General features: G+C 68.2%; 14 protein-coding genes and 2 pseudogenes. 4 read left to right on the top strand and 12 right to left on the bottom strand.

Going from position 1 to position 14,455, the window contains the following annotated elements; all coding sequences use genetic code 11:
- Nucleotides 1-2: 2 nt before the first annotated feature.
- From C5E41_RS07955 to C5E41_RS07940, 4 genes are all read right to left on the bottom strand, one after another.
- The gene (locus tag C5E41_RS07955; RefSeq protein WP_104375205.1) at nucleotides 3-386 is read right to left on the bottom strand and encodes a DUF742 domain-containing protein; all 384 of its coding nucleotides are present in this window, start codon (nucleotides 384-386) and stop codon (nucleotides 3-5) included.
- Nucleotides 383-808: a roadblock/LC7 domain-containing protein gene (locus tag C5E41_RS07950; RefSeq protein WP_104375387.1), complete on the bottom strand. Its 426-nt coding sequence runs from the start codon at nucleotides 806-808 to the stop codon at nucleotides 383-385. The genes C5E41_RS07955 and C5E41_RS07950 overlap by 4 nt, the downstream gene beginning before the upstream one ends.
- Complete coding sequence (locus tag C5E41_RS07945) at nucleotides 786-3,227, bottom strand: sensor histidine kinase (protein WP_104375204.1); 2,442 nt, start codon at nucleotides 3,225-3,227, stop codon at nucleotides 786-788. The genes C5E41_RS07950 and C5E41_RS07945 overlap by 23 nt, the downstream gene beginning before the upstream one ends.
- A 214-nt stretch (nucleotides 3,228-3,441) precedes the next feature.
- Nucleotides 3,442-4,665, bottom strand: a complete 1,224-nt coding sequence (locus C5E41_RS07940; protein ID WP_104375386.1) for an MFS transporter — start codon at nucleotides 4,663-4,665, stop codon at nucleotides 3,442-3,444.
- A gap of 237 nt (nucleotides 4,666-4,902) precedes the next feature.
- Between C5E41_RS07940 and C5E41_RS07935 the strand changes: the two genes are divergently transcribed.
- The gene (locus C5E41_RS07935) at nucleotides 4,903-6,456 is read left to right on the top strand and encodes a succinic semialdehyde dehydrogenase (protein WP_104375203.1); all 1,554 of its coding nucleotides are present in this window, start codon (nucleotides 4,903-4,905) and stop codon (nucleotides 6,454-6,456) included.
- A gap of 48 nt (nucleotides 6,457-6,504) precedes the next feature.
- Here C5E41_RS07935 and C5E41_RS07930 read toward each other — a convergent pair whose 3' ends face one another.
- Nucleotides 6,505-6,840: a hypothetical protein gene (locus C5E41_RS07930; RefSeq protein WP_245921224.1), complete on the bottom strand. Its 336-nt coding sequence runs from the start codon at nucleotides 6,838-6,840 to the stop codon at nucleotides 6,505-6,507.
- 124 nt (nucleotides 6,841-6,964) lie between these two features.
- Between C5E41_RS07930 and C5E41_RS07925 the strand changes: the two genes are divergently transcribed.
- On the top strand, nucleotides 6,965-7,693 hold the full coding sequence (locus tag C5E41_RS07925) for a M50 family metallopeptidase (protein ID WP_219823112.1): 729 nt from the start codon (nucleotides 6,965-6,967) through the stop codon (nucleotides 7,691-7,693).
- Here C5E41_RS07925 and C5E41_RS07920 read toward each other — a convergent pair.
- The 3 genes from C5E41_RS07920 to C5E41_RS07910 all read right to left on the bottom strand — a co-directional run bounded on the left by C5E41_RS07920 (nucleotide 7,681) and on the right by C5E41_RS07910 (nucleotide 9,668).
- Nucleotides 7,681-8,472, bottom strand: coding sequence for a tetratricopeptide repeat protein (locus tag C5E41_RS07920; RefSeq protein WP_104375202.1), 792 nt, complete (start codon nucleotides 8,470-8,472; stop codon nucleotides 7,681-7,683). The two genes, C5E41_RS07925 and C5E41_RS07920, sit on opposite strands and share 13 nt — an antisense overlap.
- A gap of 94 nt (nucleotides 8,473-8,566) precedes the next feature.
- On the bottom strand, nucleotides 8,567-8,773 hold the full coding sequence (locus C5E41_RS07915) for a hypothetical protein (protein ID WP_258080826.1): 207 nt from the start codon (nucleotides 8,771-8,773) through the stop codon (nucleotides 8,567-8,569).
- Between the two features lie 352 nt (nucleotides 8,774-9,125).
- Nucleotides 9,126-9,668, bottom strand: coding sequence for a hypothetical protein (locus C5E41_RS07910; RefSeq protein WP_104375383.1), 543 nt, complete (start codon nucleotides 9,666-9,668; stop codon nucleotides 9,126-9,128).
- Nucleotides 9,669-10,116: 448 nt separating this feature from the next.
- Between C5E41_RS07910 and C5E41_RS07905 the strand changes: the two genes are divergently transcribed.
- Entirely contained in the window at nucleotides 10,117-11,271 is a 1,155-nt protein-coding gene (locus C5E41_RS07905) for a PucR family transcriptional regulator (protein WP_146097500.1), read from the top strand.
- Nucleotides 11,272-11,426: 155 nt separating this feature from the next.
- Nucleotides 11,427-12,410 (top strand): Acg family FMN-binding oxidoreductase, encoded by a 984-nt coding sequence (locus C5E41_RS07900; RefSeq protein WP_104375200.1) that lies wholly within the window; start codon nucleotides 11,427-11,429, stop codon nucleotides 12,408-12,410.
- A 78-nt stretch (nucleotides 12,411-12,488) separates the two neighbouring features.
- Here the strand turns inward: C5E41_RS07900 and C5E41_RS36140 are convergent, their stop codons facing one another.
- From C5E41_RS36140 to C5E41_RS07885, 4 genes and pseudogenes are all read right to left on the bottom strand, one after another.
- Nucleotides 12,489-12,596: a hypothetical protein gene (locus tag C5E41_RS36140; protein ID WP_439956533.1), complete on the bottom strand. Its 108-nt coding sequence runs from the start codon at nucleotides 12,594-12,596 to the stop codon at nucleotides 12,489-12,491.
- A 12-nt stretch (nucleotides 12,597-12,608) separates the two neighbouring features.
- A pseudogene (locus C5E41_RS07895) lies at nucleotides 12,609-12,872 on the bottom strand (SDR family NAD(P)-dependent oxidoreductase); the annotation flags it as partial.
- A gap of 1 nt (nucleotide 12,873) precedes the next feature.
- Nucleotides 12,874-14,097, bottom strand: a complete 1,224-nt coding sequence (locus C5E41_RS07890; protein WP_104375198.1) for an acyl-CoA dehydrogenase family protein — start codon at nucleotides 14,095-14,097, stop codon at nucleotides 12,874-12,876.
- 37 nt (nucleotides 14,098-14,134) lie between these two features.
- A pseudogene (locus tag C5E41_RS07885) lies at nucleotides 14,135-14,431 on the bottom strand (dehydrogenase); the annotation flags it as partial.
- Between the last annotated feature and the right edge of the window lie 24 nt (nucleotides 14,432-14,455).

Here is a 14,455-nt window from a genome sequence, read left to right as displayed (position 1 = left end):
TTCTACAGCTTTCGGATTCCATCGAGTACTGCTCGCAAAATGTTCAGTTCGCCGGTCCCGCCGGTATCGGTGTCGGTCCGGGCGGGGGCCCGGAAATTCAGCAGACCCTCGCCGATGAGATCACCGACGAGGATCTTGGTCACCGCCAACGGTAACTCGAGTCTCGCCGAGACTTCGGCCACCGATTGCGGGGTCCGGCACAGCCGAACGATTTCCGCGTATTCGGGTTCGACGCGCCGCAGCGGCGGACCCGGTGACACGGTCACCACCAGGGTGAGCATGTCCAGATCGTGTCCCGCCCCCATGGTGCGGCCCCGCGTTACGGCGTACGGTCGGACCAGAGGGCCGGCCGCATCGTCGAACCACGGTTGACCGAAGCGCGTCATGACAATCTATGCTCCACGTGCTCGGCCAGACCGTTTCGCGGATCGGTGGACAGGTAACCGCCGACTCGCTGCACGGTCAGATTCATTTCGTAGGCCACCATACCCAGATTCGCGTTCTCGTTGGCCTGCAATGCGATACATGCGTTGTCACCGGCCGCGGTGACGAACAATACCGCACGGTCGAGTTCGATGACGGCCTGGCGTACGCCGCCCCCCTCGAACCGGTTTCCGGCACTGCGCGCCAGCCCGTAGAGGGTGGCCGACATGGCGCCGAAGTGTTCGGCGTCCTCGCGGCTCATCGACGTGGAGCGGCCCAGCAGCAGCCCGTCGGTGGAATGCACCACCGCGTAGCGCACCCCGGCCAGGCGATCGACCAGATCGTCGAGCAGCCAGTTCAGATCACCTGCGTTGGAAGAAGTCACCTTCACCTTCCTGTTCGTCCGGGGTGGGGCCGGGCTGCGATCGCCGCCCCTGCCTGGTTCCGTTCTCGATGGCGGACATCAGGTCTCGTGCCTGTTCCGCCGAGCGCGGCCGCTGCGGGGACGCAGCGTCGAGTTGGGGGTCGTGCGCCAATTCCGGTGCCAGACTGGCCTGTCGGCGACGGCGGGGCAACGGTGGGCGAGCATCGCTGCCAGTGTAGGACGGGCGCTGCGGACTGTGACGCGCCGGTTGGTCGGTGGGCGTCGCGGGCAGCTCGTGGCGCGGCGGAGCCTCGCGCCGGGCCGAGGTGTCGGCCCAGCTCCGGTCGTCGGTACGCGGCGCGCTGTCGGTGCGCGGGTAATCGGGCCAGGCCTGCGGTTGCGGCGGCGACAGGGTCGCCAGCGACGTTGCGGCCGAGGTCGTTTCGGCCGCGGGGATGGCCGGCATCTCACCGGTCATCGCGAGCTCGGGGCGGCGGCCGGCGAACCGTTCGGGCAGATGGTCCGCCAGCGGCGCATCGGCGGCGACAACGGCGGTCGGTACCAGCACAATGGCGCGGATGCCACCGTAATCGGATTCCGACAGCCGCACCGTGATGCCGTGGCGAGCGCCCAGCTGGGCGACCACGAACAGGCCCAGGCGCGAATTGGCCGACAGTGTGGCCACACCGAAGTCCGGTGGGTTGCGCAGCATCTCGTTGGCGCGTTCGAGCTCGTCGGCGGGCATGCCCATGCCCTGATCGCTGATCTCGATCGCCACCCCCTTGCCGACCACGGTGCCGCTCACCTCGACCCGTGATTGCGGCGGGGAGAAGGAGGTGGCGTTGTCGACCAGCTCGGCGAGCAGGTGGATGAGGTCGGCGACCACGTTGCCGACGATGAACACCTGCGGCATCCGATGCGCGCGAACCCGTGCGTAGTCGAGGGTTTCACCGATCGCGCTGCGTACCAGTTCGACCAGCGGCACTGGGCGCCGCCACTGCCGGCCGGGTTCGCCGCCGCCGAGGATGATGAGATTCTCGGCGTTGCGGCGTTCGCGAGTGGCCAGGTGGTCGAGCCGGAAGAAGGTCTCGAGCAGCGCCGGATCCTCCTGGCGCTGTTCGGCTTCGTCGAGAATCTCGAGCTGGCGGTGCACCACGATCTGGCTGCGGTGCGCGATGTTGAGGAATACCGCGCGCACGCCCTCGCGGGTGCGCGCCTCGGTGACCGCGGCGGAGACGGCCGCGGTGTGGGCGCGGTTGAACGCTTTGGCCACCGAACCGATCTCGTCGTAACCGAAGTCCAGCCGGGCCGCCTCGGTCTCGGGATCGACGTTCTCGCCTTCGCTCAGGCGGCGCATCGTTTCGGGCAGGCGTACCTCGGCCAGCGCGAGGGTTTCGGTGCGCAGCCGCTCGAGCCGCCCGATCAACCGGTTGGCCAGCCACAGCGACAGCAGGAAGGCGATGATCGCGATCGCCAGTATCCCGGCGCCGGCCCACAGCGAGTTGGTCGCGGTGCGGTCGCCGTCGTCGACGGCGGTCTGGTTGGCATGGTCGTTCTGATACTGCCAGGCGGCGAGCAGCTGGTCGCCGAGTTGTTCGGCCGAGGTGCGCCAATCGGCGAAACTCATCGGCGGCGGCGATTCGCCGCTCTTGTTCGGCGCCGGCGGATGGATGAGGTAGTCCTCCATCGCGGCCAGTTGCTGCCAGGCCGGGGAGGCGATGACCGTCTTGATCTTGTCCGCCGGGGGGCCGGTGAGATCCGTGGCGAGCTGGGGAAGTTCGGTCCGGTAGTAGCCGACCAGGTTGCGGTAGTCGTCGCGCATCTGCCCGGCCAGGATCTGGCCGTTGAGTTCGGCCGCGGTCAGGGCGGCGCTGCGCGACATGCCCTCCATCGCGTGCAGCGTGCGCAGACCGCCGGCCAGCTGCTGGGCGACCGCGGCGTCGGGTGCGGTCGGGATGGTGAGATTGGTGCCGACGATGACGGCATCCAGAATCCGGTTGTAGATGGCGTAGGTTTCGGGAATCGGCAGCGCGCCCGCATCGATCCCGCCGCGAATGGCCGGAAGTTGCTTCTCGAGGGTTTCGAATCCGCCGGTGTCGTCACCCATCGGATTCGAACCGCTGGTCATCAGTTTGTTCTCGGTGGCGGCCAGGGCCTGCAGGGCATTGTCCACTCGCGTGCGAGCCGCGCCGAGAGCGGCGGGGTCGCCGTGCTCACCGGCCAGATGCCACAGTGACAGCATCCGTTCCTGTTCGACCGCGGCGATCATCTCGCGAGTGTGCACATTGGCATTGCCCAGGATCGATGCCCAGTCCTTGGCGTGTTGCCCCTCCCATACCAGATAACCCGCTGTGCCCACACCGATTCCGAGCAACGTCAAACTTGGAATCACTGCGATGGCCAGGATGCGGGTCCGGATACCGAGCCTCGCTCTCAACATCGGCACAACATAACGGGCGATGTTTCGATCTTCAGGTCTGATACCACTGAGCGAGACCTATGTTGACTTTCGCTGTCGGATATGAGTTGGCAGTTCAGGAGTTGATTGTCGAGTGTGGTGAAGATGACTGCCATCGAGAGATTGTGGCAATCCACACGTTTGAACAGCGTTAGGTATATCTGCGCTCGAAGCCCGCTGCGAGCGGGGAGTTCGGTTACCGGCCGGCCGCTGGGCGTCGGCGCGCGGCGAGGGCGGACAGGACGACCACGGCCGCGCACTCGACCACGACGACGGTGGCGACCAATGCCGAATACGAGGCGTCGGACAGAAATCCGGTGATCGCGCCGCCGGCGGCGGTGGCGGTGCCGAGGACGGCGGCGTAGATGCCGTAGGCGGTGGCGCGGCGATCGGCCGGAACCAGATCGGCCACCACGGCGCGCAGTGTGGACTCCTGCACACCGACCGTCGCACCCCACAGCAGTGCACCCGCCAGCACGGCGCCCCTGCCACCCGCGAAGCCGAGGACCGGCACCAGTGCCGTCGAAACCGGCAGGACGAGTAGCGTTTTCGCGCCCACGCGGTCGTACAGCCAGCCGGAGGCCAGCGCGGCAACGGCATCGGCACCCGTAGCCCCGGCATAGACCACCGGCACCGTGGCCGCGGTGAATACTCCGGCCGCCACCATGTGCAGCGACAGCACGCCGTAGGTGGTGGCGCCGAGCATCGAGACGGCGGTGAACAGGCAGTACAGCCAGAACCGGCGAGGCAGCGGAACTCTCGAGATTCCGGGGCGGGGCGCCGCGCCGGGTTCGTATCGCGCCGGATCGGGAACACGGATCCGGATGCGTACCAACAACAGCAGCGTCGCCGCGCCCGGGATCGCCAGTATGGTGAGGGCGGGAGTGAAATCGTCACCGGTCGCGGCCAGAACCGCCGCGACGGTCAGCGGCCCGGCGACCGCGCCGACCTGATCGAGCGCCTCGTGCACCGCGAAGCCACGGCCGCGCCCGGTGACCGTGGTGGCATGCGAGAGCAACGTGTCCTTGGCCGGACTTCGCACCGCCTTGCCGACCCGCTCGGCGATCACCAATGCGGCCGCCACCCACAACACCCCCGCGACACCCAGGAGCGGGACGCTGACCACGGTGAGCACATAGCCGGAGATGGTCCACGCCCAGAACCGCCGCGTGCGGTCGGTGAGCGGGCCGGAGACCAGACGCAGCACCAGCGCGGCCGCCTCGCCTGCTCCGGTCACCACGCCCACGACGAATCCGGACGCGCCCAGCGACCCGAGGAGCGGCCCGGTGATCGACCGCGCCCCTTCGTACACAAAATCCGCCAGCAAGCTGACAATTCCGAATCGGACGACGAAACCCCAGGCGCCCAGCGGCGGGGCCGGGTCCCGCCTGGGCCGCGCATCAGCTCGCCGAGCCGCCATGATCCGCCTCCGGTCGTCGCCGATCCGCCGCACCGAACGGATCCATGATCGCATCGGCCTGCAGCCGCGGCGGGGAAACGCCCCCCGGAGCGCGCCGGTGTGACGCATGCGCTGCGCGGTGGCGCACCCCGCCGAAACGCCAAGACAATATCCGTCCCAGGGCGGAGATATGCCGGCGCAACGCGCGGTAGATTATGTGTATCGGAGGGTTACATTACTCACAAGTAGGAGGCGACGATGCCCGTGCCGGAAGCTGCGGTGTTCGAGCGTCTGCGGGCGTTCGCGTCCGTCGACGGTTCCCGTGAACACGCGAACAAGACCATCGCCGAGACGTTCACCGGGCGGCCGCTGGGTGAGGTGCCGGTGGGTACCGCCGATGATGTGAGCGCCGCGTTCACCCGCGCCCGCGCCGCGCAGGTGGACTGGGCGAAACGCACGCCCAAGGAGCGGGCGGCGGTGCTGGACCGCTTCCGCGAACTGATCATCGGCGAACGCGAATATCTGATGGACGTCATCCAGGCCGAGACCGGCAAGGCCCGGTGGGCGGCACAGGAAGAAATTCTGGGCATGATGTTCGCGGCCCGCTACTTCTCCCGCGTCGCGCCGAAATTGCTGGCGCCGCATTCGGCGCCGGGCGCGTTCCCGGTGCTGAACCGCGCGCAGGTACGCACCCAGCCCAAGGGTGTGGTCGGCGTCATCGCGCCGTGGAATTATCCAATGGTGCTGGCGATCGGCGATGCGATCCCGGCGCTGCTGGCCGGCAACGCGGTCGTCGTCAAACCCGACAGCCAGACACCGTACTCGTCGCTGGCGAGCGTGGAGTTGCTGCTGCGCGCAGGTCTGCCCCGCGATGTGCTGCAGGTGATTCCGGGCCCGGGCGGCGTGGTCGGCACCGCGATCGTCGATCGGTGCGACTACCTGATGTTCACCGGCTCCTCGGCCACCGGGCGCGAACTGGCCCAGCAGTGCGGCAAGCGGCTGATCGGATTCTCCGCCGAGCTCGGCGGCAAGAACCCGATGATCGTGACCCGTGGTGCGAATCTGGACAAGGTCGCCAAGGCGGCCGTGCGTGCCTGCTTCTCCAACGCCGGTCAGCTGTGCATCTCGATCGAGCGAATCTATGTCGAGGAGTCGATCGCGGCGGAGTTCAGCGAGAAGTTCGTCAAGGCGGTCGGCGCCGCGAAACTCGGTGCGGCCTACGATTTCTCGACCGATATCGGCAGCCTGATCTCACCGGCGCAGCTCGAGACGGTCACCAAGCATGTCGCCGACGCCACGTCCAAGGGCGCCGAAATTCTCGCCGGCGGCAACGCGCGTCCCGATCTGGGGCCGCTGTTCTTCGAGCCGACCGTATTGAGCAAGGTCACCGACGAGATGGAATGCGGCCGCAACGAGACCTTCGGTCCGCTGGTCTCGATCTATCCGGTCGCCGATGTCGAGGAGGCGATCACCCGCGCCAACGACACCGAATACGGGCTCAACGCCAGCGTATGGGCGAGCAGCGCATCCGAGGGCCAGGCCATCGCGGCCCGGTTGCGCACCGGAACCGTGTGTGTCGACGAGGGTTACGCACCGGCGTGGGGGAGCACCGGCGCACCGATGGGCGGTATGGGCATCTCCGGTGTCGGGCGCCGCCACGGCCCCGACGGACTGCTGAAGTTCACCGAACCGCAGACGGTGGTCGTCACCCGCGGAATGAATCTGGATGCGCCACTGGGGATTCCGCAGTCGAAGTGGCAGCCGTTGCTGATGACACTCGCGCGCAGCTTCCGCTACCTGCCCGGACGCTGAGCAGAACGGGTCGGTCACCGGCGCCGCGGTGACCGGCCCGGCACACACTCACTGGTTGAAGAAGATTCCGGTCAGATTCGCGTTCTTGATCGGAGTGTCGGCGTTGCGCTGGTTGGCGCACAGGAAGTCGACCGCCGCCATGGTGGCGTCGACCTGGGTGCCGGCGGGCTCGTGATCGTTGTTCGTCTGCTGTTTCACGAATTTGGTGATCGTGACCCGCTTGGTGTCGGCGTCCTGTTTGACGTAGTCGCTGCACGGGGTGTCGCCACCCTTGTTGATCGCGCGCTGCACGTCCGAGCATCCACTCAGCAGGCCCGCAGTCACCGCGGCCGCTGCGATGGTGCCGAACAGCGCGGCGATGCTGTGATGGGCCCTGGGTGTCATCTGGTCTCCTCGTCGAGGCCGCGTGCCGGGCCGATCCCGGCAATTCGACCGCAAGCCTAAGCGTTCCCCCAGCCGAATAGCCCGTCGTATCGGGCCGAATCGGACGGACCGCTACCCTACGGCGGTGCAGCTGTCTCGAACGGCCGATGCGGTGTCGTCGGTAACCGACAAATTGACGACGATATCCCCGCAGCCGCCGGTATGGGTTGTGCTGGCGACGGCAGCGGCGGCAGCGGCGGTGGTGCTCTACCGGCCGGTGTGGCGAGTGTTGCGGACCTGTGTGACGATCGCCCACGAGATCGGCCACGCGGTGGTGGCGGTCGGCACGGGCCGCACCCTCAGCGGTATCCGGCTGCATTCGGACACCTCGGGGGTGACCGTATCTCGTGGCAAGCCACGAGGTTTCGGGATGGTGCTGACCACCTTGGCCGGCTATCCGGCGCCCTCGGCGGTGGGACTGGGATTCGCGATCCTGCTCGGCGCCGGACGCCAGACGATCATGCTGTGGATCCTCATCGCGGCGCTGGTGGTGCTGATCGTGCTGATCCGCAACCTGTTCGGCTTCCTCGCCGTGATCTGCGTGGGCGGGGCCGCCTTCGCCGTGTCCTGGTACGGAACCGCGGTGTGGCAGGGCGTCTTCGGTTATGTGGTCACGTGGTTTCTGCTGTTCGGTGGCGTGCGCGCGGTGATCGAACTGTGGCAGGTGTCGGTGCGCGGCGACGGATCCGATGCCGATCAGCTGGCATGGCTCACCCGCATTCCGGCGCGACTGTGGGTCGTCGTGTTCGGCCTGCTGACTCTCGCGGCACTGGTGCTGGGGGCGGGGCAGCTACTGGGGGTTCAGCCGTCCTGAGCCTGTGCACGCCACCGCCGGGCCGCCTCCGAATCACCCCGGCGCTCCAGCACTTCCGCGAGACCGGCCATCGCGCGGGAGTCGCCCTGCTCGGCCGCCATACGCCACCAGCGTTGCACCTCGTCGAATTCGTGTGTGCGGTAACCGACTACGCCGAGATCGTAGGCCGCGCCGGCATGTCCGAGATCGGCCGCCTGCCGCCACAGCCGCCGGGCCTGGTCGAGGTCGCCGCGAGTGTGCGCCTCCACGCCGAGGTGGTAGAGCGCGGACCGGAACCGGTCCTGATCGCCGGCGGCGTCGACGGTGGCGGTCACCGCCACCACCAATTCGCCGAAATCGGGTTCTCCGACGCCGGTACTGCAGCGCAGCACCATGGTCGCGCCTGTGCCGCGTTCGATGACGAGTCCGTAGTTGCCCGTCCAGGATTCGACCGCGCCCGCGGCGGTCATCCACACTGGAGTGAGGGTGTAGGCGGCCGCCGGGCCGGTTCCCGACAGGCGTAGATCGATCCCCTCGGCGAGGGCATCGCTCCACACATCGACGCCCGGCAACCTACTGCCGCGCAGCATGACATAGCCGTCGATCACCGACAACCCGATGCCCAGGCCCAGCAATCCCGACGGCGGTGCCGCGGCGCGCAGCGACAACCGCACCACCGTCGGTTCCGCTCCCAGGCGCTGCGAGTACATCGGATGAACTGTGACGCCGCGCCACCCGACCGGCTCGGTGCCCGGATATCGCTCGGCCAGGGGTCGATTCGCCTCACCGGTACCGGCCATCGCGTCGCCTTTCGCCGCAGCTGTAGGGGAATCGATGCACTGCCGCGCACACCGTAGTCCTTGCGGCCGGGGAATGGCGCCCGAACCGGCGGGTTCAGTCCTCGCTGCTGCCGCGCTGGCCGACGAACTCCCGCAGGGCCGGGTCCGCGGAGACGATGCGATCCACCTCGTCTCCGCCGGTGCATTCGAACAATCCGATGGTCACGTGCGTGCCGCGCCGGCCCAGCACGCGCCAGACGCCACCGCTGTCCTGCCAGCGGATCAGCGCGGCGACAGCGGGGGAGATCTGCGAATTCGGCACTCCACCATTGTGACTGCCGGATCCGTCAGGCGAATTCGTGGTACAGCTCGGGCGGGACGCGAGCGAGATGGTTCATCTCCTGCCCGCAATTGCAAGAGCAGAGGGCCACCGCCCGGCGCCGCGAGTGAGCCGACGACCTCATCATGCGATGACAGTACTGCCGGACGCCTCGAGTGAGCGCGCCGATCATGGCGGCTCCCAACAGAATTCGTGAATGCCTGTGGGGTTACAGGCCCGGCGACGACATGATCGTGACATGTCCCAGTGCGGCCGCATATCCATATCCTGCGGCCCGTCGCGGGGCCGTGCGGGTTCGCCGGGCGAGAGACCGCACGGCCGCGCGGGGTGCCGGCTACGGAGTCGAGTAGCCGATCAGGGCTCCGATCCCGGCGCCGATCGGAATCGTGACCAGCGCGCCGACACCACCCAGGAAGAAGCCCAGGACCGCACCGATTCCGGCGCCGACCAGGGCGCCGACGCCCGCGTTGTACTGCTTGCGAGCGAGCGTGTCGGAGGCTTCGTCGATGGCCCGTGCGGTCCGATCGGTGGCCGACTGCGGCGTCAGCGTGAGGGTGCGGCCGGCATTGTCGATGCGCGGTGTGAGGCCGACCGTTCCGGACGCCGTGCGCAGGCCGAGCGGCATCGACGCCACGGCACGGCCGGCGGCATCGGTCAGGGTGACCGCATCGCCGGTGACAGTGAAGGATCCGGCGTCCACGGTGGTCGCCAGACCGGTGTGGTCGGCGGTCGGCGCGGTGACGAAGCCGACGCCCTGTTCGACCCCGCGCACAGCGATCGCGGAGGCCGTGGCCGGCGCGGCCTGCGCGACACCGGCAGCCGCGGTGGTGGCACCGACGGCCAATAGCGCGGTAGCGGCGAATTTCTTGGCTCTCATGATCTTTCCCCACATTCCGTCGGCCCGGCCGGGCCGACATGTCCCCTCTGGCCGGATCTCGGCCGTTCTCATTCTTACCCAGATAGCGCCCCGGTGTTCGTTTTCCGCTTGACGGTAGCCGAAATCGCTTCGCGCACAGAGGGTTTGCCTACCGTTCGCGGGAACTGGGAGCCGGCGCGACCGGGACGGAACGGACGTCCACCGGAGGTATCGCCGGGCGGACGCCGTGACCGGCGGCGAACCGCACATCCCGGCGCTGCTCCCGGCTCCCGTGGCGTACCCGGCCGCTCCGGAATCCGCGCCGCGCCCCGCACCCACCGGATCGACTCGGCACCACCGATACGATGTCGGGAAGGCCCGAGTACTGCGACAACGGATTCCTTCCGACTCGGTGACCCGACCGCGAACACCTACGCTGGCGCACCCGCGCGCCGTATCGTCGATCGATGTGAGCGACGACGACGGTTCGACGCCTCCGCGATTGCGCTCCTCCGCGATCGGCGATTCCGTCGAGCTCGCCGACCACATCTGCACCCGGCTGCAGCGGGAGATTCCGGCGTACCGGGGGGTTGCCACCGCCAGCCTGACGCCCTCGATCGCCGCCGCGATCGATCGTCTGATCACCGCCACGGCGGCCGATCGGCCACTCGACGAGCGGGAGCTCGCGGATTTCCGAGCCTACGGCGCATTGCGGGCCGAACTCGGTGTGCCGCTCGACGCGATGCTGCGCGGATGGCAGATCGTGATGGGGGAGGTGATCGAACGCATCAGCACCTCCGAACACTGGGCGACCCGGCGCGGCGCCGCGCTGCTGTCGTTCCTCGGTGCCCTACTGCGCGCCTCGGACGCGGCCACCGTCGCATGCACCTCCGCCCACCGCGAAGCCGAAGCGCAGATCACGCGCCGCCTCGATATCCGGCGCGACGATATGGTTCGCGCGCTCGCCGAGGGCGCACTGCCCGCCGGTGAGTTGCGCCGCCGTGCCGAACACATCGGACTCCGCCTGGACGGCACGTATTCGGCCTTCCGCGCGATCACCGGGCAGCCGGAACAGACGGAGTGGGAGCTGCGGCAACGGCCAGGATTCCGGCCACCAGGTGGTGTGGTCGCGATCCTGGAACGCGATGTGGTCGGTATCTGCGATCCGCACGACGATTCCGCACCCTCGGCCGGAGTGTTCCTCGGGGTGGGCCCCGCCTGTCCGCTCAAGCGGATCCCGCATTCGCTGCATATCGCCGGCCGGGTCGCCGAGACCGCGCGCCTGTTCGAGCGTCCGGGGCGCCACACCTTAACCGACCTGGGCCTCCTGCCGGCCGTCGTCAGCGACAGCGATGTCGGGGCCGCGATGGTCCGCCGCTACCTCGACCCGCTCGTAGACGTCGACGCCGAGGCCATCCTCGAGACCGTAGACGCCTACCTGACGGCCGGTTGCAATGCCAGTGAAACCGGTCATCGGCTGTATCTGCATCACAATACGGTCCGCTATCGGCTGTCCCGATTCGAGGAGCTGACGGGTGCATCGCTGAAGGATCCGCACGTGATGCAGCAGGTGTGGTGGGCGTTGCGCTATCGGGAACTGCGTTCCGGCCGCCCGGACTCATGAGTCGATTGGTGAACAGACCCGCCCATATTTTGTCAACTATTACGAAACTCTGCGCCCGGGCCGGTGGTTGATCGATACAAGGAACAACGCGGGACCGAGATCCGGTCACCGCGTCCACATGTCCGTGCGACGCTCGAAAAGGAAGGACCGGCATCATGACATTCGCCGATCCGGTCACCGCGGAATTCGCCGACGCCGTCGATATGGCCGTGCGCGCACCCTCGGTGCACAACACCCAGCCGTGGCGGTGGTCGCTGCGCGAGGACGCCATCCACCTGTATGCCGATCGGTCCCGGCAGTTGGTCGTCACCGATCCGGCCCAGCGTGCACTGCTATTGAGCTGCGGTGCGGCACTGCATCACATGCGGATGGCACTGGCCATGCTCGGCTGGTCCGCGCAGGTCACCTACCTTCCCCACGACGCCGATCCCGATCACCTCGCGGCCATCACCGTGCGCCCGACGCACCGGCCGTCGGCGCGTGATATCGAACTCGCCGCGGCGATCGGCCATCGGCAGTCGGATCGTCGCCGCTACAGCGCGCGACCGGTACCGCAGGCGTTCGTACGGGAGGTGTCCGCCGCGGCTCGTTCCTACGGCGCCGCTGCCCGGCAGGTGCCGCAGGAGTTACGCCCGGAATTGGCCGAAGCTGCCCGGGTCGCATCTGTGCGCCACGCCGCCGACCCCGCATATTTGCACGAATTGGCGGTGTGGAGCGGTCGGCACGGGACCTCTGACGGTGTTCCGGCCGCGAATACTCCGGCCCCGCGTCCCGACGACGAGATCGCCAGGCGGCGGTTCGAGTCACCGGAACTGGCCGATCCGGCCACCGAACCGGAGGCCGCCGAATGGCTGGTGGTGTGCACGGCCGGCGATGATCGGCTCGCTCGGCTGCGCGCGGGGGAGGCGGTCAGCGCGCTGCTGTTGTCGGCGACCACGCTGGGCCTGTCGTCCAGTCTGCAGTCCGAACCGCTGGCCATGCCCGACCTGCGCGCCCACATTCGCCACGGGGTGCTGTTGGAGTGCGCCTACCCGCAGACGATGGTGCGACTGGGCTGGTTGCCCGCCGGCGCCGCGCTGCTGCCGCAGACACCGCGGCGGCTCGTCACCGAGGTGCTCGCGACCCCCGTGGCGATCTGAGCGGCCCGCGGCTACAAGGCCCGCGGCCGCCGCGATCTCCCGTGAGGTGATCACGCCCGGCCTGCTTCGGCGTGGCGGTCACGGTGCCGCCCGGAATGCCGCCGGGTGGCCGAGTCGCTGCCCACCGTCGACGACCATCACCTCACCGGTGATCCAGCGTGCGGCGTCGGATACCAGGAACGCGATGGCCGACCCGATATTGACCAGGATGTCGACACTGCCGAACCGCTCGAGGGTGCGGTCGATGCAGGCGCGCGCGGCATCCTCGTCGACGGCGTGCGCGGCGATACCGAGCGCGTTGCCCCGCACCTGCGCGGCCGCGGCCTCGGCCGATTCCTGATCCCGCGAGGTCAGCACCACATCGGCCCCGGCCGCGGCGAGGGCCTGCGCGGTCGCGAGGCCGATGCCGCGCGAGGCGCCGGTGACGATCGCGGTGCGGCCGGTCAGATCCGCGTTCGGCATATCAGTTGTTCGCCTTCACATCTCGATACTTGCGCAGTTCCTGCCGGGCCAGCGTGCGCTTGTGCACCTCGTCGGGTCCGTCGGCCAGCCGCAGCGTGCGCAGATGCGCCCAGGCCATGGCGAGCGGGAAGTCGTCGGTGACACCGGCGCCACCGTGGACCTGGATGGCCCGGTCGACGATCTTCAAGGCGATATTCGGAGCGGCGACCTTGATCGCGGCGATCTCGGTGCGCGCCTCCTTGTTGCCGACCGTGTCCATCAGATAGGCCGCCTTCAGGGTCAGCAGCCGGATCATCTCGATATCGATGCGCGCCTCGGCGATCCAGTCCTGGATATTGGCGTTGGCGGCGATCGGCTTGCCGAAGGCGATGCGCGTACTCGCGCGCCGGCACGTCAACTCCAGGGCGCGCTCGGCCATTCCGATGGCCCGCATGCAGTGGTGGATACGGCCGGGACCGAGCCGAGCCTGGCTGATCGCGAAGCCCTCCCCCTCACCCTTCAGCACGTCCTTCAGCGGTACCCGCACATTCTCGAAATCGATCTCGGCATGACCCTCGCGGTCGTGGTAGCCGAAGACCGGCACGCCGCGCATGACGGTCACGCCCGGTGCGTCGATGGGGACCACCATCATCGACTGCTGGCGGTGCGGCGCAGCGTCGGGATCGGTCTTGCCCATCACGATCAGCACGGTGCAGTTCGGGTGCAAGGCGTTGGAGGCGAACCACTTGCGGCCGTTGAGAACGTACTCGTCGCCGTCGCGCACCATCGACAGTTCCACATTAGTGGCGTCGGAACTGGCGACCGCGGGTTCGGTCATCGCGAACGCCGAGCGGATCGTGCCCGCCAGCAACGGCTTCAGGTACTTCTCCTTGTGCTCGTCGGTGCCGAAGAGCGTGAAGACCTCGATGTTTCCCGTATCCGGGGCACTGCAGTTGCACGCCTCCGGCGCCAGGTGGCTGCGGCCCATGATCTCGGCCAGCGGTGCGTACTCGAGGTTGGTCAGACCCGGACCCCATTCCGGGTAGGGGTGGAACAGATTCCACAGGCCGCGCCGCTGCGCCTCGGCCTTGAGCTCTTCCAGGATCGGCGGCTGGAAGTGTGGATCGCCGGCGGCGCGCATCTGCTCGTCGTAGACGGCCTCGGCGGGGTAGACGTGCGAATCCATGAACTCCAGCAGCCGGCCGCGGTATTTCTCGGCCCGCTCGGAGATGTCGAACATCGACATGTGATCTCCTGATCGTTGTGAACTCTGTTGTGATGCTTCAGATCTCGTCGAGCAGACTGCGCTGGTAGCGGCGCATGCCGGCGAGCCAGCGGTCGTAGTCGGCCCCTTTGCGCCGATACATCTCGAGCACACTCGGATGCGGCAGGATCAAGAACTGCTCGGCGTCGATCGCGGCGAGTACCGCGTCGGCGACCTGTGCGGGTTCGAGCACCTCGCTGGCGGTGGTCACCGCCCGGGTGGAGGCCGCGCCGAGCCGGTCGCCGGAGTCGAGCCCGGCATACAGCAGGGGTGTGTCGATCTGCGCAACCTGCACTGCCGTACCCCCGTCCGTGATGTCACCTCATCGTAGTTGAGGTTG

The sequence above is a fragment of the Nocardia nova genome (genome assembly GCF_002933465.1).
Classification (GTDB): Bacteria; Actinomycetota; Actinomycetes; order Mycobacteriales; family Mycobacteriaceae; genus Nocardia; species Nocardia nova_B.
Note: the sequence above shows the minus strand (reverse complement) of the source record. Positions and strands in the feature narration are given on the sequence as shown.